The following is a 19429-nucleotide window of genomic DNA, read 5'->3' as shown; positions in this document are numbered from 1 at the left end:
GCGACGCGCAGGTCTCATCCCGCCGCCTCCTTGTTCTTGAGCCCGGTGCCCAGGTAGGCCTCGATCACCGCCTCGTCGGCCTTGATCTGGTCGAGCGTGCCCTCGGCCAGCTTCTTGCCCTCGGCCATGACGATGACCGGGTCGCAGATGCGGCCGATGAAATCCATGTCGTGTTCGATCACGCAGAAGGTGTAGCCGCGCTCCCGGTTGAGCCGGACGATGGTGTCCGCGATGGTGTTCAGCAGCGTCCGGTTCACGCCCGCGCCGACCTCGTCGAGAAACACGATCTTGGCGTCGACCATCATCGTGCGGCCGAGCTCCAGCAGCTTCTTCTGACCGCCGGACAGGTTTCCCGCCTTCTCGTCCTTGAGGTGCGAAATCGTCAGGAAATCAAGAACCTCGTCGGCTTTCTTCAGAAGCGCCTCTTCCTCCTGCGCGATCCGTCCGCGGCCGAACCACGCGTTCCAGAGGCTCTCGCCCGCCTGCCGGCCGGGCACCATCATCAGGTTCTCGCGGCAGGTCATCGAGGAAAACTCGTGCGCGATCTGGAAGGTGCGCAGCAGGCCCTTGTGGAACAGCGTGTGCGGCGGCAGTCCCGTGATGTCCTCGCCATCCATGATGACGGTGCCGCTCGTGGGCGGCAGCGCCCCGGCGATCACGTTGAACAGCGTCGACTTGCCGGCGCCGTTCGGGCCGACCAGCCCGGTGATCGAGCCGTCGGCGATCTCGAGCGTCGCGCCGTCGACGGCGCGGAATCCGCCGAAATGGCGGTGCAGGTTTTCGACCCGGATCAATGTCCCATCCCCATCGGCCCCTTTTGCGGTGCCTGTTCTCTAGTTGAAACAGCCCGGGGATCATACCCCGGGCTGCCCGTGATCAGTGCTGTGGCGTGTTTACTTGAACGACACGGTGGTGAATTCACCGTCCTCGATCTCGTAGTAGCGGTAGGTGCCTGCCGCTTCGCCTTCGCCCACGAGCTCGACGTTGGTGGCGCCGACGTAGTCGATGTCACCGCCGTCGGCGAGGATTTCCATCGCCTTGCCGAGTTCGCCCGGCAGGATCTCTTCGCCCGGCGCGTTGGCGACGTCCATGACGTTCGCTGCAACTGCCGCCGAGGAGGCCTCGCCGCCCTTCATCATCGCGAGCGCGATCAGCGCCGCGGCGTCGTAGCTTTCGCGGGTGTAGGAGCCCTCGGCATTGATGCCGGCGTCGGTCGCGATCTTGGTGAAGGCCTCGGTGCCTTCGCCCTGGGCCCAGGGCACCGAGCCGAAGCTGCCCTCGAGGGCGCTGCCGAGATCCTCGAGCAGGGCGTCGGAGTACATGCCGTCACCCATGGCGAAGGTGTCGAAGGCGCCGGTGTCGAGCGCCGCCTGGATCATGCCCTTGCCGCCCTGGTCCGAGTAGCCAAGCACCACGAGGACGTCGCCGCCCGCCGAGGCCAGCGCGCCGATCTCGGCCGAGTAGTCGCCCTTGCCGTCCTCGTGCGGGGCCGAGAGGGTGATCTCGCCGCCGGTCTCCTCGAAGGCCGCCGCGAAGCTGTCGGCGAAGCCCTTTCCGTAGTCGTTGTTGGTGTAGGTCACCGCGACCGAGGAGATGTCACGCTCGCCGAGGATGCTGGCGAGCACCTCGCCCTGGCGGGCGTCGGACGGCGCGGTGCGGAAGAACAGGCCGTTGTCGTCGGCGTTCGACAGCGCCGGCGAGGTGGCCGAGGGCGAGATCATCGGCACGCCGTTGGGCACGGCGGCATTCGACAGGATCGCGCCGGTCACGCCCGAGCAGTCCGCGCCCATGATGGCGAGCACACCGTCGGTGGTGATCAGGCGTTCGGCGGCGGCGGTGGCCGCGGCGCTGTCGATGCAGGTCGAGTCCGCACGGACCGGCGTCAGCGTGACACCCTCGAGGAAGGTGCCGGCATCGTTGACTTCCGAAAGCGCGAGTTCGGCGCTGTCGCCCATGGCCGGGGTCAGCGATTCAATCGGACCCGTGAAGCCGAGGATTACCCCGATCTTCGCCTCTTGGGCGTGAGCGGCGCCCGCGGCGAGCAGGGTGGTCGCGGCCGAAGCCAGAAGCCACTTCTTCATGTCAGGTTCTCCCTTGTCGGTTTGTTGTTCGGGCCGCAGACTATGCGCGCCCTTGCGAAAAGAAAAGAGTGCCGGGCCGCGGGTTCCGTAGGGTCGCACATCTGCGGCACCGGGGCTGCGGACGGGCTCATCCGTCGGGTTGGGGCGACTTTCCACCCTGCGTTCCGCGCTCGCGGTAGGGGGTGGTCTGGTAGTGTCCGCGATAGCATTTCGAGAAATGCGACGGACTCGCGAAACCGCAGGCCAGCGCCACGTTGATCACGCTCATGTCGGTCTGCATCAGCAGGTTGCGCGCCTTCTGAAGCCGAAGCTCCATGTAGTAGCGCTTGGGCGAGCGGTTCAGGTAGCGCCGGAACAGCCGTTCGAGCTGACGGGTGGACATGCCGACTTCCTTGGCGAGCAGCGCGGGCGAGATCGGCTCCTCGATGTTGGCCTCCATCCGCTTGATGACCTCGCCGAGCTTGGGGTGGCGCACCCCGATGCGGGTCGGGGTGGACAGGCGCTGCGTGTCCTGGTCGGTGCGGATCGACGAGTAGATCAGCTGGTCGGCGACGGCGTTGGCAAGCTCTTCGCCGTGGTCGTCGGCGATGATCTTGAGCATCAGGTCGATCGAGGACGTGCCGCCGGCGGTCGACATCCGGTTGCCGTCGACCACGAAGACCGACTTGGTCAGCGTGACTTCGGGGAATTCCTCCCCGAAGCCGTCGTGGTTCTCCCAGTGGATGGTGGCGCGCTTGCCGTCGAGCAGCCCGGCCTCGGCCAGTGTCCAGGCGGCGGTGCAGAGCCCGCCCATGGTGACCCCGCGACGGGCCGCGCGGCGCAGCCAGTTCATGAGACGTTTCGTGGTGCCGGCCGCGACATCGATACCGCCGCAGACGAGGACGGTGTCGTCACGCGTAAGCTCGGGCAGGTCGCCGTCGAGCATGAACTCGGTGCCCGCCGAGCAGCGCGTCATGCCGCCGCCGTCGCCGGTGAGAAGCCAGTCGTAGACCTGCCGGCCGGCCATGCGGTTGGCGATCCGCAGCGCCTCGAGCGCGGCGGCGAAACTCAGCAGCGTGAACTCGGGCAGAAGGACAAAGACGAAGCGGCGCGGTCGCGCCTGCGGGGCCCCCTCGGAAGAGTTGCGCGGCAAAGGCATTCCGACCTCGTCTCGACTTGCTGTTTCTTCAATTCTCTCAGGGCGTTCGACTGCATGGGTGGGCATGCCCGCCAAACGCGGTTCAATCACATGGGCAGAGAACGGAAAACGCGTCAAGAGATGATGGCCATTTCCTATGGCCATCGAGCTTTCGATTATGTATAGGCGCAAGACGTTTTCGCCAACGAGGACCCCTTGGGAGAGGAAGCCATGAGCGAGTGGAGCAAATCGAGCTGGAGAAACATGCCCCGGATCCAGATGCCGGAGTATCAGGATCAGGCGGCGCTTGAAGCCGTCGAGGCTCAGCTTTCGAAGTATCCGCCGCTGGTTTTTGCGGGCGAAGTCCGCCGGCTGCGTGACGAACTCGGCAAGGCGTCGCGTGGCGAGGCCTTCCTGCTGCAGGGCGGTGACTGCGCCGAGGCGTTCGACCAGTTCAGCGCCAACGCGATCCGCGACACCTTCAAGGTGATGCTGCAGATGGCGATGGTCCTGACCTACGGCGCCAAGGTGCCGGTGGTGAAGGTCGGCCGGATGGCGGGCCAGTTCGCCAAGCCGCGCTCGGCCCCGACGGAGACCGTCGACGGCGTCGAGCTGCCCAGCTTCCGCGGTGACATCATCAACGAGCTGGCCTTCACGCCCGAGGCGCGTATCCCGAACCCGCAGAAGATGTTGCAGGCCTACACGCAGGCGGCGGCGACGCTGAACCTGATCCGCGCCTTCTCGACGGGCGGTTACGCCGACGTGCACCAGGTGCACCAGTGGACGCTCGGCTTCACCGAGGGCCAGAAGGCCGCGCGCTACCGCGAGATGGCGGGCCGGATCAGCGACACGCTCGACTTCATGAAGGCGGCCGGTGTCGACAGCAACCGCTCGGCGGCGCTGCACCAGGTGAACTTCTACACCAGCCATGAATCGCTGCTGCTGGAATACGAAGAGGCGCTGACCCGCGTCGACTCGACCTCGGGCAAATGGCTCGCGGGCTCCGGCCACATGATCTGGATCGGCGATCGCACCCGTCAGCCCGACGGCGCGCATGTCGAATACGCGCGCGGCGTGATGAACCCGATCGGGCTCAAGTGCGGCCCCTCGATGACGCCCGAAGACCTCAAGGTGCTGATGGCCAAGCTCAACCCGCAGAACGATCCGGGCCGGCTCACGCTGATCACCCGCTTCGGTGCGGGCAAGGTCGCCGAGCACCTGCCGCGCCTGATCGAGACGGTGCGCAGCGAAGGCGCCAACGTGCTGTGGGTCTGCGATCCGATGCACGGCAACACCATCAAGTCGGGCTCGGGCTTCAAGACCCGCCCGTTTGACGCGGTGCTGCGCGAGGTGCGCGAGTTCTTCGCCGTCCACAAGGACCAGGGCACGATCCCGGGCGGTGTGCACTTCGAGATGACCGGCGACGACGTGACCGAATGCACCGGCGGCGTCTACGCGATCTCCGAGGACAACCTTTCCGACCGCTACCACACCGCCTGCGATCCGCGCCTTAATGCTTCGCAGTCGCTCGAGCTGGCGTTCCTCGTGGCCGAGGAACTCACGGCGCTGCATCAGCGGCAGGCAGCGGTCGCGGCCGGCTGAGCCCGGTTTTCCGCACGCGGAAGTCTTTCGAACGGCGCCTCACGGGGCGCCGTTCTTTTTCGTGATGGGGCCGCCGGGAACCGTCCGTGCGTCTGCGCGTAGGACTGCGATGCCTCGCAACAGATGGAGAACCGCGATGGGCCGTGTCCGCATGAGGACGAAACTCGGGGTCGCCGTGATGGCCGGTGCACTTGCCGCCAGCGCCGCTAACGCGTCGCCAGACCTTTTCCGGGACCTGCCCGGTGACGCGCGCGATCTGAATGACCTGCGCTGGGAAAAGCGCCCGGTGCTGATCTTTGCACCCTCGCGCGATGATCCCGCCTACAGCCGTCAGATGGAACTTTTACGCGCACAGGTCGATGCGCTGGCCGAGCGGGACATCGTGGTCCTGAGCGATCTGGACGCCGACACGCCGTCGCCGCTGCGGCAGGGGTTCCAGCCCGGTGGTTTCAGGATCGTTCTCGTCGGCAAGGATGGAGGCATCAAGCTGGAGCAGGAGGAGGTGCTCGATCCCGAAACGCTGTTCTCGCTGATCGACGGCATGCCCATGCGTCGTAACGAGATGGCCAACTGACGGGCTAGGTCATTCAGATGAAAACTGAAAAAGAAACGGGCCGCAAATTGCAGCCCGTTCTCGTTTCATGGTTCCGTGTGTCGTGCGGTCAGGCGGCCTCGGAGGCGTCACCGCCGAAATCGCCGGGCGACAGCAGGGTCAGCTGATCCTTCGCCCAGTGGCGGGTATCGCGCTTCTCGACCGAGGCACGCAGCAGTTCCATCCGGGCGCGGCGCTCGGCCTCGGGCATGTCGAGCGCCATGTCGATGGCGAAATCCATCGCGCGGCTGGAGAACGGGTTGGCCAGAACGGCTGCACCCAGTTCGACCGCGGCCCCGGCGAATTCCGACAGCACGAGCACGCCGTCGCCGTCCTTGCGCGCCGCCACGTATTCCTTGCAGACAAGGTTCATGCCGTCGGCCAGCGGGGTGATCCAAGCGACGTCGGCAACCTGATACCAGGCGACCAGCTCGGTGAAGGGCACCGCGCGCGAGATGAGCGCGACCGGCTGGAAAGTGAAGCTGCCGAAACGACCGTTGATGCGCCCCGCGATCTCTTCCAGCTCTTTCTGGATCGGCTCGTAGACGGTCATGCCGCGGGTTGCGGGCACCGACACGTGCAGCAGCCGCACCACGCCGCGAAGATCCGGCCGCCGTTCGAGCAGACGCTCGAACGCCAGCAACTGGTCCGCGCCGCCCTTGGTATAATCGGTCCGACCGACCGAGAGCAGCACGCGGGTGTGGCCGATCTCTTCGCGGAAGCGGTCCGCCATCTTGTCGGTCTCTTCCGACGCCGCGAGGCTCTTGATGTAGTCAACGTCGACCCCGACCGGCGTCACGCCAAGCTGCACCTTGTGATCGTCGCAGTGGATCTCGGTCGGCACGGTGCGGTCCGACAGGGCGGACCCCTCGGACATCATGTCGTCCTCGACCTTGATCCGCGGCACGCTGCCGACATCACGCAGCGAACGCACGCAGCTCACGAAGTTCGAGGCGTAGCGCGGGATGTGGAAGCCGACCACGTCGCAGGCCAGAAGCGAGTCGATGATCTCGCCACGCCACGGCAGCACGTTGAACATGTCGGCAGGCGGGAAGGGCGTGTGGTGGTAGAACGAGATCCGCACGTCGGGACGCATCTGCCGCAGGTAGCCGGGCACGAGCCACAGGTTGTAGTCGTGCACCCAGACGCTCGCGCCCTCTGCGGCCTCGGAGGCGGCGGCCTCGGCGAAGGCCCAGTTGACCTCCTTGAAGGTCGGCCAGTCGACCGGGTCGTAGTTGTACTTTTCCTTGAAGCCGTGAAGGATCGGCCAGAACGCCTCTTTCGAGGTGACGTGGTAGAAGCTCTTCACCTGCGCCGCTGTCAGCGGCAGCCGCGAGACGGTGTATTTCCCGAAGCTGTCCTCGATCTGGATGACGCGCTCGAACCCGGGGTTCGTCGTGTCCTCGGCTTCTTTCCACGCGACCCAGGCCGCATTCTCGACCTTGCCGAAAAAGCTCTTGAGCGTGGGGACGATGCCGTTCGGGCTCTTGTTGGCGCGATACTCGATCTTGCCGTCGACCTCGACCTCTTCATAGGGCTGACGATGATAGACGATCACCAGTTCGCTGGGCATGACTTATGCTCCTTTCGGAAGGGGGTGGAGGTTGAAGGCCTCGACGGCCTCCAGAATGCCCGCGGCGCCGATGGCCTCGGCGGTATGGACATGCGGAAGCCCCGACACCCTCTCGAGCAACGCGGCCTCGGAGCCACCGACGGCGACGGCTTGCAGGCCGCATTGCAGCATGGACAGGTCATTGAGCGTATCGCCGGCGGCCAGCACGCGGCCTTCCTCGATCCCGAGGTGGGTCACGAGGCGCCGCAGCGACGGGCCCTTCGAGATGCCGCGCGGCAGCACGTCGAAATAGCGGTTGTCCGAAACCAGAGGATCGTGACCCATCTCTCGGACGATATCGTGAGCGCTATCATCGAAATTCGCGTGATCGAGATCATAGCTCACGCGGTAGCGGAAATCGGTCGGTTGAAGGGTAAGGCCCGGGTGCCCGTGCAGGCGGTCGCGCACGGCGTCGCCGGCGTCACCCCATGTTTCGGCGATTTCCACCTCAAGCGGCTCGATCGGGTGGATCTTGCCATCCTCGACCCGGGCGATGGTGGTGCCGACGTCGCCCACGACATATTCCGGCCACGGCACGCCGCCGTCGCAGAGCTCGCCGATGAACTTCGGGTCGCGCCCGGTCACGAAGATGAGGCCGATGGTCTCGCGGTTGGCTTCGATCCAGTCATAAAGACGCGCCCTGTCTTCCTCGGAGCCACCAAGGAAGGTGCCGTCGAGATCCGTTGCAAGAACGAACCGGCAGCCGGCGATGTCGCGGTTGTGGGGATGATCGAAGCTCATGCGGGGTCTCCCTCGTGAGGGTGAAGCGTGATGTCGAGCGCGCGGGGCTCGCCCTCGATGGGACGGGCCCAGAGGTCGCGGAAGGTTTCGGCGAGCGGGGCGCCTTCGTGCAGGATGGCGTGGACGGCCTCGCAGATCGGCATCTCGACGCCGACGCGACGCGCAAGATCGACCACCGAGATGGCGTTCACCTCGCCTTCGACCACGGTCGGCTTGCCGCCGAAACATTCGTCGCGCGCAATGCCCTGGCCGAGCTGGGTGCCCAGCGACATGTTGCGCGACGTGGTCGACGAACAGGTCAGCGTCAGGTCCCCCGCGCCAGCAAGGCCGGTCACGGTTTCGCGTTTTCCGCCAAGGGCTTCCGCGAGCAACTTCATCTCGTCCATGCCGCGCGTGATGAGCGCCGCGCGGGTGTTCTCGGCAAAACCGGCGCCTGTCATCATGCCGCAGGCGATCGCGATCACGTTCTTCACCGCACCGCCGACTTCCACGCCGACGATGTCGTCGGAGACGTAGGGGCGGAAGTTCTGGGTCTGCATCGTCAGCGCCAGGCGCGCCGCCGGGGCACGCTCGGGCGCGATCCGGTCATGGTGGCGGAAGGGGAAGGCGACCGTCGCGGCCGTGGGATGTCCGAGCGCCGTCTCCTTCGCGAAGGTCGGGCCCGACAGGGCGCCGACCGGATGGCCTGGCAGCTCGTCCTCGATGACGTGACTTAGCAGGAAGCCGGTGCCGCGCTCGATGCCCTTGCAGCAGAGCGCGATCGGGATGCCTTCGGGAAGGTGCGGCTTCATCGCCCGCGCCATGTCGCGCAGCGTGTGCGACGGTGTGACGAGGAGCACCGCTTCGGCGCCGTCGAGCGCTTCGGCCAGATCCGATGTCGGATGCAGGGTCGCGGGCAAGTCGATACCGGGAAGGTGCTCGGGGTTCTGCCGTGTTTCAGCCATCGCCTTCGCAAGGCTCTCTCGGCGTCCCCATAGCCGGGTTTCGCAGCCGGCAGATGCCGCGACAGCGGCAAGTGCGGTGCCCCAGCTTCCCATGCCGATGACGGCAAGGCGGGCGTAAGGTTCGGCGCGTCGCGGCGTGTCGCCGGTTCCGCGTGCGGGCGGGATGTCCAAGTTCAGTCCGTCCATAACAATGTGCCGTGGTCCCTCGAATAAGGGGTGTGCCGGCAGAAGGCTCACTCCGTGTTGTGCTTGATGTCTAACGTCATACTAGTCATTGGGTTCCGTCTCACCAAGTTTCGGAGCCGATTTTCGGCACGGAAGATGCCCCGGTCAAGAATTGCTCAATAGTTGTGCGCGTTTTTCGCCGCATCGCCGCATGTTGCGACAGTTTGACATTGAAAATGCCGGAAAAACTCGATTTTTCGCTGCGCTGCAACATGACTTTTGGCGAAAAAATGTCGTGTTACATATCGAAATCGAAAGGTAAGCTACCGAAAAACAATGATTTCGTGATGGAACCAAATTTTGCCGAGAGTCGTTCTTTTGAAGATCAACCAAAAGGGCATAAGCTCTTACGCAATTGCCGCGTTGCGGCGTGCGACAGTCAAAGGAGATGACAACGTGACAACCGGAAACCCGACGTCCACTCAGAAAGTGCGCACTGCAATCTTCCCGGTGGCGGGTCTCGGAACGCGTTTCCTGCCGGCCACGAAGGCGACCCCGAAAGAGCTTCTGCCCGTCGTCGATCGGCCGCTGCTGCAGTTCGCGATCGACGAGGCGCGCGAGGCAGGGATCGAACGCATGGTGTTCGTGTCCCACCCCTCGAAATCCGCCATCGAGCGTTACGTCCATCAGGACGAGGAGCTGTGCAAGACGCTCCGCGCGAAAGGCAAGGACAGCATTGCCGACACCCTTGACGATCATGCCATCGACCCGTCCTCGGAGCAGGCGCATTTCGTCATGCAGCCCGAGCCGCTCGGCTTGGGTCACGCGATCCTCTGCGCCAAGGACGAGGTCCTGCCGGGGCCGGTCGCGGTGATCCTGCCCGATGATCTGATCATGGGCAAAAAGGGTTGCATCAGCGAGATGATCGAAGCCTACGAGAAGATGGACGCGGGCCACATGGTTGCGACCATGGAAGTCGCCCGTGACGAGGTAAGCGCCTACGGCGTTCTGGACCCGATCGACGAGCCGGTCGGCAACTGCGTCAACGCGAGCGGCATGGTCGAGAAGCCCGAGCCGGAGGTCGCGCCTTCCCTTCATGCGGTGGTGGGGCGCTACGTGCTCGATGCGTCGATCTTCGACGATCTCGAAACGCAAGAGCCGGGAATGGGTGGCGAGATTCAGCTCACCGACTCCATTGCAAAGGGCGTCGAGCGCGTCGGCCTCTGCGGCTTCCGCTTCAGCGGTCAGCGCTACGATTGCGGCTCGAAGGCAGGCATGCTGCGCGCGACGCTTGCATATGCCGGTCAGCGCAGCGAGTTCGACAGCGTTCTGCAGGAAGAGCGCAAGCTCCCGCTCGCGGCAGAGTGATAGTCATTCCGCTTTGGCGGCAGTGATTCATCGTGAAGTTAAAAAAGACCCCCACCGTGCCGGACGGTGGGGGTCTTTTGCGTTACCGCGCTTCGAGAGTGAGCGTGTGCCGTGTCCTGCCGCCGAGGTTCAGTCGTTGTCGACGATCAGTCGAAGGTGAGGATGCTTGCGTGACGGGCTGTCGGGCGCAGTTCGCGGCGGTTCGGCCTGGAACGCTGCTGGCGGTTCCGACAACTCCGGGGTGGGGCGCTCGTCCTGTCGATAGTTGGGGGCCGCAGGCCGGCCCGCTCCAAATGCGGGGAGGAACTCGGTTTCGGCGATGCTGAAACGACGCGGGGTCCGCCCGATCCGCCCGGTCGTGGCCAGCGCGCCGATCATCCGCGTCAGGTCGCCCATGTCCGATCGTAACGGCAGCAGTGTCATATGTGCGTCGAGCGCGCCCTTTCCGAAGCCTTCCTCGGCATCGAGTCTCATGCGGACGATCGCGCCTTCGGAAAACACCCGGGCGACCGCATCGCCGAGCGCGTCGCGCGCCTCGGGGGTGAACAGCGTCGAAAGTGGCATCCCGCTGGTTTCCATCCCCATGAGATCGTTGAGATGCGTGCCCGACACCCGAAGCTTGGCAAGGCTCGGGGTGATACGTTCAGCAAGAAAAGCGTATTCAAGAGCGCTTTCGATGCCGCGAGGGTCGATCTGGCTCCGCAGCGGGATCTCTCCGGTCTCGTCGGCGAGGCTGCGCCAGTAGGTTTCGAGCAGCCGGAGCGGTGCCAGGCGCTTCTGTTTCTCGAGATCCGTCATGGACACCACTTCCGTTCCGGTTCGGTCGTTTCCGAACATCTTCCGCACTCCTTCCAAGTTCTGCGCGGCGCGGTCGGAGCCCCCGTTCCAACTAGCTACCTATTCCTTTCGGCTCGAGACTCAACTTACTTCAAATGCGGCGGATTTGCGCCCCAATTGTGACCAAAAGGTTAACGGCGCAGGCGCACGGCCCTTGCTTGCCTTGCCCGGGGCCAGGCTGTAGGCCGTTGCGACATCGCGCCGGTGTGATCCGGCGCCGATCCAGACGGAAGGAGACGGAAATGCGGCAGTCGATGACCGGGTTTGCATCGCGGAGCGCGGACGGCGAGGGGCTGCGCTGGACGTGGGAACTGCGCGGCGTCAACGGCAAGGGTCTCGACCTGCGGCTCAGGCTGCCCGACTGGATCGAGGGGCTCGAACCGCTGGTGCGCACCGCCGCGGGCAAGCGGCTTGCGCGCGGCAACGTGCAGGTCTCGCTGCGCATCGCGGGCGCGGAAGACGACGCGGCGGCCGATCTCGACGAGGCCGCGCTTGGCCGCGTGCTCGACGCCATGGCGCGGATCGAGGCGGCGGCAGGTCGGCGCGGCCTGGCGCTCGAGCCGTCGAGCGCAGCCGAGATCGTCGCGCTGCGCGGGGTCATGGCCGCCGGCCGGACCGAGCGCGACATCGCGGCGCTGCGCAACGCGCTGATGGAGACCTTCGACGCGGCGCTTGCCGACTTCGTCGCGATGCGCGGCACCGAGGGCGCGGCGCTCGCCGAGGTGCTCGCGGGCCAGCTTTCCGAGATCGAGACATTGGTGGCCGAGGCCGCCCGCGTGGTCGAGACCCGCCGCGACGAGCAGGCCGACAGGATGCGCGCGGCGCTGGCGCGGGTGATGGAAAACGTGGACGGCGCCGACGAGGGCCGCATCGCGCAGGAGCTTGCCCTGATCGCCGTGAAATCCGACGTGACCGAAGAGCTCGACCGGCTGGGCGCACATGTGACCGCGGCCCATGCGCTGCTGGCCGAGCCCGGCCCGGTGGGTCGCAAGCTCGACTTCCTGATGCAGGAATTCAACCGCGAGGCCAACACGCTCTGCTCGAAGTCGGGATCTTCGGCATTGACGCAGGTCGGTCTCGCGCTCAAGACGGTGATCGACCAGATGCGCGAGCAGGTCCAGAACGTGGAGTAACCCCATGAACCGTAGAGGTCTTCTGATCATACTGTCGTCGCCCTCCGGGGCCGGCAAGTCGACGCTGGCGCGCAGGCTGCGCGAATGGGATCCGTCGATCATCTTCTCGGTCTCGGCCACGACCCGTGCGCCGCGTCCGGGGGAAGTGGACGGCGAGGACTACCACTTCATGTCCGAGGCCAATTTCAAGCGCGCGGTGAACAACGGCGAGATGCTCGAACACGCACATGTCTTCGGCAACTTCTACGGCTCGCCAAAGGGGCCGGTGCGTGATGCCATCATCGGTGGCAAGGATGTGCTCTTCGACGTCGACTGGCAGGGCGCGCAGCAGATGACCAACTCCGAGCTGGCGCTGCACACGCTGTCGATCTTCCTGCTGCCGCCTTCGATTGCCGAGCTGAAGCGGCGGCTCGAGATGCGCGGGCAGGACGGCGCCGACGTGATCGACCGGCGGATGCAGAAAAGCTGGGACGAGATCTCGCACTGGGGCTCCTATGACTTCGTGCTGGTGAACGAGGATCTGGACGCGACCGAGAAACGGCTGAAGAGTATCGTGACGGCGGCGCGCCTGCGCCGCACGCAGCAGCCGCAGTTGCTGGACCACGTGCGCCGGCTGCAGGCGGAATTCGAGGAGGGCGAGGAATGACCATCTATCGGCTCGACGGGATGCGCCCCGAGATCGCGGACAACGCATGGGTGGCGCCCGACGCGAACCTGATCGGCAAGGTGGTGCTCGAGGAGGCCGCCTCGGTGTGGTTCGGCTCGACGCTGCGCGGCGACAACGAGGAAATCCGCGTGGGCGCCGGCTCGAACGTTCAGGAGAACGTCGTGTGCCACACCGACATGGGCTTTCCGCTGGTGATCGGTGCCGGCTGCACCATCGGTCACAAGGTCATGCTGCACGGCTGCACCATCGGCGAGAACTCCCTGATCGGGATGGGAGCGACGATCCTCAACGGCGCGAAGATCGGCCGGAACTGCCTGATCGGCGCCGGCGCGCTGGTGACCGAGGGCAAGGAGATCCCCGACGGCAGCCTCGTGATGGGGATGCCGGGCAAGGTAGTCCGCCAGCTCGACGATGCCGCCATCGAGGGCCTGCGCCAGTCCGCGAAGCACTATCAGGACAACGCCCGGCGGTATGCCGCCGGTCTCGAGGCGCTTTAGGCGACCGCGTCATGAAGACGTTACATTCAGTCTGCATGGGGTCCGTCGGTCGGGCCTTGGTTCGGGGAACCCCCCTGTGACGAGTGCGCCCGCCGCTCAGCGCGGGAGAGTGATGATGAAAGCGGATGCGCGACAGCTCGTCGCCGCGATTCCGTTGCCGGCGGTGCTGATCCGCTGGGACGAGCGGATCGCGGCCGGCAATGCCGAGGCCGAAGCCCTCTTGGGCAAGGATCTCGCGGGGCGCCATTTCATAACCGCGCTGCGCCAGCCGACGCTGCTCGACGCCATCGAGGGCACGTTCCGGGACGGTGCGCCGCGCCTGCCGCGCTACCTGACGAGCGACGGCCGCCAGGATACGGCCTACGAGGTGTCGTGCCGCGCAGTCGACCTGGAATCCGGCCCCGGTGTGCTTCTGACCTTTCAGGATGTCACGCACCTCGAGCAGGCCGGCCAGATGCGCCGCGATTTCGTCGCCAACGTGAGCCATGAGCTGCGCACGCCGCTGACGGCTCTGCTTGGCTTCATCGAGACCCTCAAGGGGCCGGCGCGCGACGACGCCGCTGCCCGTGACAGGTTCCTCGGCATCATGGAGGCCGAGGCCGGCCGGATGGAGCGTCTCGTGGGCGACCTGCTGTCGCTGAGCCGGGTCGAGGCGGAAGAGCGCGTGCGCCCGACCGATATGGTAGACTTCGGCGCGCTGCTGCGCTCGGTGCTGAACGGTCTCTCGCCGCTCGCGCAGGAGGCAGGCGTAACGCTCGCGCTGGACCTTCCCGAGGTCTCCCCGGAGATCCCCGGCGACCCGGACCAGCTGCGGCAGGTCATCGTCAACCTTGTCGAGAACGGTGTGAAATACTCGGGGACCGGCTCCGAGGTGCGCCTTGCGGTCAGTCAGCCGGCCTACCAGCCGCGTCTGCGGGGCGAGGGTGTCGAGTTGACCGTGACCGACAGCGGGCCTGGCATCGACCCCATCCACATCCCGCGGCTGACCGAGCGGTTCTACCGCGTCGACAACCACCGCTCGCGCGAGATGGGCGGCACCGGGCTGGGGCTCGCCATCGTCAAGCACATCGTCAATCGGCACCGCGGGCGGCTGCGGATCGAGAGCGCGCCGGGGCAGGGCACCACCTTCCGCGTGGTGCTTCCAAGCCGGGTCTGAGGCCGCGCCTCAGGCGCAGGCCTCCTGCGGCTGTTCCGGGGCGGCATGACGGGCGGCGACGGCGGGCAGGCAGTCGATGACCGCCTCGACCGTCACCGGGGCGGCAACATTTGCGCGTAGCCAGTCCTCGTGGGCCCCGACGATCTGCACCGGGAAGCGCCTGAGCCCGACGAGGCGCGCAAGGCAGAAGCGGTGATTGCCCGAGCCGGTCTTGACCAGCATCCCGTCCGCGTCGATGACCGCGGTAGACTCGTAACCTGTCGCACGTGGGTCGAACCCCCGCGTCGCGAGCGCATCCGCAAGCGCGATCATCTGGTGCAGGAAGGCGTCGATCTCGGCCTCGCTGCGCAACGGGCGGGTCTTGTAATACGCGACGCCCTTCCTCTGCAGGTCGCCGGTCAGCTCGGTGAACCAGAGGCTCCGGCGCGGGCCGTCGCGGGTCGCAAGCAGGTTCTCGAGCCTTTGGTGCCGCCGGGTGTCCTCGACCCTCATCGTTCGATCGAGGAACCGCCGCGGAATCTCGAAGGGCTCTGCGCGCTTGATCGGCGAGCGGACGAGATTCACCACCGGCCCGGGCAGCAGCCGCCGCAGCCGCGCAAGCTTTTCCTGGCCGACTGGCCATTTGCTGCCAAGTTGCCGCGTGATCGAGAGCGGATCGACCCAGATCACGTTCTGGTCGGCGGATGCGGCTATAAAGTCCCGTTGTTTCAGAGTCTTGCTCCTTCCTCGAAAATCTCCGCCGCGTGTCGACGTCCGCCGCAAGGTCGGCAAGAACGTGCCGTTTACCTCAATCAGCAGCCCGGCAATCCGAAGTTTCCGACAAATCATGTACGCTGTCATTAAACTGTTACGTCAGTGTCACAAAAGCATTGCGGCGTGGCTCTAGGGGTGCCCGCAAGATCTCCGAGGGGAAGGGGATCGCTCACAAATGACAGGAGCATACGACATGCAATCCGTGAAACTCACCGCTTCGGCTCTGGCGATCGCTGCCGTTTCCGCCACTGCCGCCGCGGCCCAGTCGCGCGACAACATCCAGGTGGCCGGGTCTTCGACCGTTCTGCCCTACGCCTCGATCGTGGCCGAAGCCTTTGGCGAGAACACCGATTACCCGACCCCGGTCGTGGAATCCGGCGGCTCCTCGGCTGGCCTCAAGCGCTTCTGCGAAGGCGTCGGCGAGAACACCATCGACGTGGCCAACGCGTCGCGCGCCATCCGTCAGAAGGAAATCGATGCCTGCGCCGAGAACGGCGTGACCGACATCATCGAAGTGCGCATCGGTTATGACGGCATCGTCTTCGCCAGCCAGCAGAGCGGTCCCGCGTTCGACGCCTTCGAGCCGGCGGACATCTACAACGCCATCGGCGCCAAGGTGATGAAGGACGGCGAGCTGGTCGACAACGACTATGCCAACTGGTCCGAGTTCAACTCCGACCTGCCGGATGCCGAGATCGCGATGTTCATCCCGGGCACCAAGCACGGCACCCGTGAAGTCTTCGAAGACAAGGTCCTGCTGAAGGGCTGCGAAGACACCGGCGCCATGCAGGCGATGGTCGACGGCGGCATGTCGGAAGACGACGCCGAGGACGCCTGCCTCGACGTGCGTACCGACGGCGGCCACTCGGTCGACATCGACGGCGACTACACCGAGACCCTCGCCCGCATCGACGCGAACGCGAACGGCGTCGGCGTGTTCGGGCTGGCGTTCTACGAGAACAACCAGGACAAGCTGAAGGTCGCCACCATGTCCGGCGTCGAGCCCTCGACCGAGACCATCGCGTCGGGCGAGTACCCCGTGTCGCGCCCGCTGTTCTTCTACGTGAAGAAGGCCCACATCGGCGTGATCCCCGGCCTCAAGGAATACGCACAGTTCTTCGTCGCCGACGAGCTTGCCGGCCCGAGCGGCCCGCTCGCCAACTACGGCCTCGTGTCCGACCCCGAGCTGGCAGAGACCCAGCAAAAGGTTGCCGACGAAGTGACCATGGGCGAAAGCATGTAATCAGGCCCTGCGCCTGATTTCCGGGGGCGGTGTATTTTGCCGCCCCCTTGCTCTTTTAGGACCTTTTGAAAAGAGACGAACGGGGGGCACATGCCTTTACTCTGGCTCATCCTGATCGTGCTGGCGATCGCCGCTGCGGGCTTCGTGCTCGGTCGCGGCCGTGCCATGCGCAGCGCCGGTGGGGACGCCCGGCACCTGCATTCGTTGCCGGCGTATTATGGCAACAACGTCGCGATCAAGGTGATCGTGCCGGCGATGCTGGTCATGCTGGTCTGGCTCGTCGTGCAGCCGCTCGTCATCAATACCGTCATCTCCGGCACCATTCCCGAAAGTGCCGTGCGCGAGAATTCCTCGCTCGGGCTGATGATGTCCGAGGTGCGGCGCACCGCCGAGGGTATCGACAACGCCATTGCCGGCGGGGTGATGCCTGCGGACACGACCATCGGTGCGGACAGCGACATCGAGGCAGTGACCCAGCAACTTCAGGATGCCGGCCAGATCGTCACCTCCGAGCTCACGCCGACGATGCTGGTCGCGGCGCAGGACTACCGGACGATGTATGCCACCGGCAACATGATCATGTCGGCGGTGGTGCTGCTGCTCGCGGTGGCGGGCCTGCTGTGGGGGCTGCGGGAATCGCAGAAGGACTTCCGCGCCCGCAACACCGTGGAGCGGAGCGTCCGGGCACTGTTGATCGCCGCCGCCTCGATCGCCATCCTGACGACGGTCGGGATCATCCTGTCGCTGATCTTCAACACGGTCGAGTTCTTCCGTCTCTACCCGGCGACCGACTTCTTCTTCGGCACCACCTGGTCGCCGAGCTTCTCGGGCCGGGGCGGCTCGTCCGAGCTGGGCGTGATCCCGCTGCTGTGGGGCACCTTCTACATCTCGATCGTGGCGCTTGCCGTCGCGGTGCCGATCGGCCTGTTCTCGGCGATCTACCTGTCGGAATACGCGACCCCGCGCGTGCGCGCCATCGCCAAGCCGATGCTCGAGATCCTCGCCGGCATCCCGACCATCGTCTACGGCCTGTTCGCGCTGCTGACCGTCGGCCCGCTGCTGCTGAAGGTGTTCGGAGACGACGGGCTTGGCTGGATGCAGGCCGGCACCGCCGTGATGACCGCGGGCCTCGTGATGGGGATCATGCTGATCCCCTTCGTCAGCTCGCTGTCCGACGACATCATCAACGCCGTGCCGCAGGCCATGCGTGACGGCTCCTACGGGCTGGGCGCGACGCGGTCCGAGACCATCAAGCAGGTTGTCATGCCGGCGGCGCTGCCGGGCATCGTGGGTGCCATCCTGCTCGCCGCGAGCCGCGCCATCGGCGAGACCATGATCGTGGTGCTCGGGGCAGGGGCCGCGGCCAAGCTCAGCCTCAACCCGTTCGAGGCGATGACCACCGTGACCGCGAAGATCGTCAGCCAGCTGACCGGCGATGCGGACTTCTCCTCGCCCGAGGCGCTGGTGGCCTTCGCCCTGGGCATGACCCTTTTCGTCATCACGCTGGGGCTGAACGTCCTGGCTCTCTACATCGTGCGCAAATACCGGGAGCAGTACGAATGACCGACGCGAGCATGGAAGGCGCGGCGGCCCCGCGCAAGGGATCGTCGATCCACGAGATCGACGCCCGCACCCGCAAGCGCAACGCCTCGGAGAAGCGGTTCAAGGCCTATGGCATCACCGCCATCCTGATCGGCCTGTTCTTCCTCGTGGTGCTGGCGGTCTCGATCGTGCGATCCGGCGCGCCGGCCTTCACCAAGACGGTGGTCGACGTTGAATTCACCCTGTCGCAGGCCGAATACGAGGAAGCGGAGTCGACGCTCTTCAAGACCAAGGCCTATTCCGACCTCTTCGTGGCCCAGTTGCGCGACACGCTGCGCGACGACGGCGTCGAGCTCGAGTTCGACGCCGCCGCCATCGAACGCCTGCTCGGCAAGGTCGGCGGCACGCTGCGCGAGTTCTACACCGCGAACGAGGGCCAGCTTGGAGAGCCGGTGTCGTTCCAGCTTCCGGCCTCGTCGCGCGTCGACGGCTACTTCAACGGCCGCGTCACCCGCGACGCGCTCCAGGACAGCCGCTTCCTGCAGCAGTCCGACCTCGACCTCGTCGACGCGCTGGCCGAAAGCGGCGTGATCCGGCAGGGCTTCAACTGGACCTTCATCACCGGCGCGGACTCGGGCGTGGACAACCCCGGCGGCGCGGGCATCGGCGCCTCGGTCGTGGGCTCGTTCTTCATGATGCTGGTGGTGCTGGTGCTGGCACTGCCCATCGGCGTCGCGGCCTCGATCTACCTCGAGGAATTCGCGCCACAGAACAAGTTCACCGACCTGATCGAGGTGAACATCTCGAACCTCGCCGCGGTGCCGTCGATCGTCTTCGGTATCCTCGGCCTCGCGGTGTTCATCCAGTTCATGCACCTGCCGCAGTCGGCCCCGGTGGTGGGCGGCCTGGTGCTGACGCTGATGACCCTGCCGACGATCATCATCTCGACGCGCGCCTCGCTGAAGTCGGTGCCGCCGTCGATCCGCGACGCGGCGCTCGGCGTCGGCGCGAGCAAGATGCAGGCGGTGTTCCACCACGTGCTGCCGCTCGCCATGCCCGGCATCCTGACCGGCACGATCATCGGCCTTGCGCAGGCGCTCGGCGAGACTGCGCCGCTGCTGCTGATCGGCATGGTCGGCTTCGTGGCCCGCGGCTACCCCGACGGCTTCGTCGGCGGCTTCACCGAGCCCAACTCGGCGATGCCGGCGCAGATCTACACCTGGGCGGCCCGCGCCGACGCCAGCTTCTATGAAAAGGCATGGGGAGGCATCATCATCCTGCTGATCTTCCTGCTCGCCATGAACGTCATCGCCATCATCCTGCGCCGCAAGTTCGAACGCAGGTGGTGACAGGATGGACGCCAGGATCGATAAGGGGGA

The 19429-nt window shown here is 65.8% G+C and carries 18 protein-coding genes; 10 read left to right on the top strand and 8 right to left on the bottom strand.

From position 1 onward, the window contains the following. Positions 1–14 precede the first annotated feature (14 nt). From D6860_RS00625 to D6860_RS00615, 3 genes are all read right to left on the bottom strand, one after another. A complete protein-coding gene (locus D6860_RS00625; protein ID WP_017467679.1) occupies positions 15–794 on the bottom strand; it encodes an ABC transporter ATP-binding protein in 780 nt (259 codons plus the stop codon). A 99-nt stretch (positions 795–893) separates the two neighbouring features. Beyond that, on the bottom strand, positions 894–2081 hold the full coding sequence (locus D6860_RS00620) for an ABC transporter substrate-binding protein (protein WP_017467680.1): 1188 nt from the start codon (positions 2079–2081) through the stop codon (positions 894–896). 127 nt (positions 2082–2208) lie between these two features. After that, entirely contained in the window at positions 2209–3219 is a 1011-nt protein-coding gene (locus tag D6860_RS00615) for a GlxA family transcriptional regulator (protein WP_188503335.1), read from the bottom strand. Between the two features lie 210 nt (positions 3220–3429). Between D6860_RS00615 and D6860_RS00610 the strand changes: the two genes are divergently transcribed. Then, positions 3430–4800 (top strand): class II 3-deoxy-7-phosphoheptulonate synthase, encoded by a 1371-nt coding sequence (locus D6860_RS00610; RefSeq protein ID WP_076624600.1) that lies wholly within the window; start codon positions 3430–3432, stop codon positions 4798–4800. Positions 4801–4936: 136 nt separating this feature from the next. Next, positions 4937–5374 (top strand): DUF4174 domain-containing protein, encoded by a 438-nt coding sequence (locus tag D6860_RS00605; RefSeq protein WP_017467596.1) that lies wholly within the window; start codon positions 4937–4939, stop codon positions 5372–5374. Between the two features lie 88 nt (positions 5375–5462). Here D6860_RS00605 and ggpS read toward each other — a convergent pair whose 3' ends face one another. From ggpS to D6860_RS00590, 3 genes are read right to left on the bottom strand one after another with little or no spacing between them, the layout of a single operon-like run. Next, on the bottom strand, positions 5463–6965 hold the full coding sequence (gene ggpS, locus D6860_RS00600; RefSeq protein WP_076624601.1) for a glucosylglycerol-phosphate synthase: 1503 nt from the start codon (positions 6963–6965) through the stop codon (positions 5463–5465). Positions 6966–6968: 3 nt separating this feature from the next. After that, positions 6969–7745, bottom strand: coding sequence for an HAD-IIB family hydrolase (locus D6860_RS00595; RefSeq protein WP_076624602.1), 777 nt, complete (start codon positions 7743–7745; stop codon positions 6969–6971). Further along, positions 7742–8875, bottom strand: a complete 1134-nt coding sequence (locus D6860_RS00590) for an NAD(P)H-dependent glycerol-3-phosphate dehydrogenase (protein WP_076624603.1) — start codon at positions 8873–8875, stop codon at positions 7742–7744. Before D6860_RS00590 ends, D6860_RS00595 begins: the two co-directional genes overlap by 4 nt. Positions 8876–9310: 435 nt before the next feature. Between D6860_RS00590 and D6860_RS00585 the strand changes: the two genes are divergently transcribed. Beyond that, the gene (locus tag D6860_RS00585) at positions 9311–10222 is read left to right on the top strand and encodes a UTP--glucose-1-phosphate uridylyltransferase (protein ID WP_076624604.1); all 912 of its coding nucleotides are present in this window, start codon (positions 9311–9313) and stop codon (positions 10220–10222) included. A 129-nt stretch (positions 10223–10351) separates the two neighbouring features. Here the strand turns inward: D6860_RS00585 and D6860_RS00580 are convergent, their stop codons facing one another. After that, on the bottom strand, positions 10352–11059 hold the full coding sequence (locus D6860_RS00580) for a PAS domain-containing protein (RefSeq protein ID WP_076624605.1): 708 nt from the start codon (positions 11057–11059) through the stop codon (positions 10352–10354). A 242-nt stretch (positions 11060–11301) separates the two neighbouring features. Between D6860_RS00580 and D6860_RS00575 the strand changes: the two genes are divergently transcribed. From D6860_RS00575 to D6860_RS00560, 4 genes are all read left to right on the top strand, one after another. Further along, a complete protein-coding gene (locus D6860_RS00575; protein WP_076624606.1) occupies positions 11302–12192 on the top strand; it encodes a YicC/YloC family endoribonuclease in 891 nt (296 codons plus the stop codon). 4 nt (positions 12193–12196) lie between these two features. Beyond that, the gene (gmk, locus tag D6860_RS00570; protein ID WP_076624607.1) at positions 12197–12838 is read left to right on the top strand and encodes a guanylate kinase; all 642 of its coding nucleotides are present in this window, start codon (positions 12197–12199) and stop codon (positions 12836–12838) included. After that, the gene (locus D6860_RS00565) at positions 12835–13356 is read left to right on the top strand and encodes a gamma carbonic anhydrase family protein (protein ID WP_076624608.1); all 522 of its coding nucleotides are present in this window, start codon (positions 12835–12837) and stop codon (positions 13354–13356) included. The genes gmk and D6860_RS00565 overlap by 4 nt, the downstream gene beginning before the upstream one ends. Positions 13357–13471: 115 nt before the next feature. Continuing rightward, positions 13472–14512 carry a sensor histidine kinase gene (locus D6860_RS00560; RefSeq protein ID WP_076625433.1) on the top strand — a complete coding sequence of 347 codons (1041 nt, stop codon included), beginning with the start codon at positions 13472–13474 and terminating at the stop codon, positions 14510–14512. Between the two features lie 9 nt (positions 14513–14521). On the opposite strand, the gene D6860_RS00555 is transcribed toward D6860_RS00560, so the two are convergent. Further along, positions 14522–15181: a hypothetical protein gene (locus D6860_RS00555; protein ID WP_017469197.1), complete on the bottom strand. Its 660-nt coding sequence runs from the start codon at positions 15179–15181 to the stop codon at positions 14522–14524. A gap of 277 nt (positions 15182–15458) precedes the next feature. On the opposite strand from D6860_RS00555, the gene D6860_RS00550 reads away from it, so the two are divergent. From D6860_RS00550 to pstA, 3 genes are all read left to right on the top strand, one after another. Then, positions 15459–16508, top strand: coding sequence for a substrate-binding domain-containing protein (locus D6860_RS00550; protein ID WP_076624609.1), 1050 nt, complete (start codon positions 15459–15461; stop codon positions 16506–16508). Between the two features lie 90 nt (positions 16509–16598). Continuing rightward, positions 16599–18071, top strand: a complete 1473-nt coding sequence (gene pstC, locus D6860_RS00545; RefSeq protein ID WP_076624610.1) for a phosphate ABC transporter permease subunit PstC — start codon at positions 16599–16601, stop codon at positions 18069–18071. Beyond that, on the top strand, positions 18068–19399 hold the full coding sequence (gene pstA / locus D6860_RS00540) for a phosphate ABC transporter permease PstA (RefSeq protein ID WP_017467232.1): 1332 nt from the start codon (positions 18068–18070) through the stop codon (positions 19397–19399). Before pstC ends, pstA begins: the two co-directional genes overlap by 4 nt. Positions 19400–19429 lie beyond the last annotated feature (30 nt).

The organism is Salipiger sp. D13 (assembly GCF_003703915.1).
Taxonomy (GTDB): domain Bacteria; phylum Pseudomonadota; class Alphaproteobacteria; order Rhodobacterales; family Rhodobacteraceae; genus Salipiger; species Salipiger profundus.
This window is presented reverse-complemented; position numbering and strand designations above follow the sequence as displayed.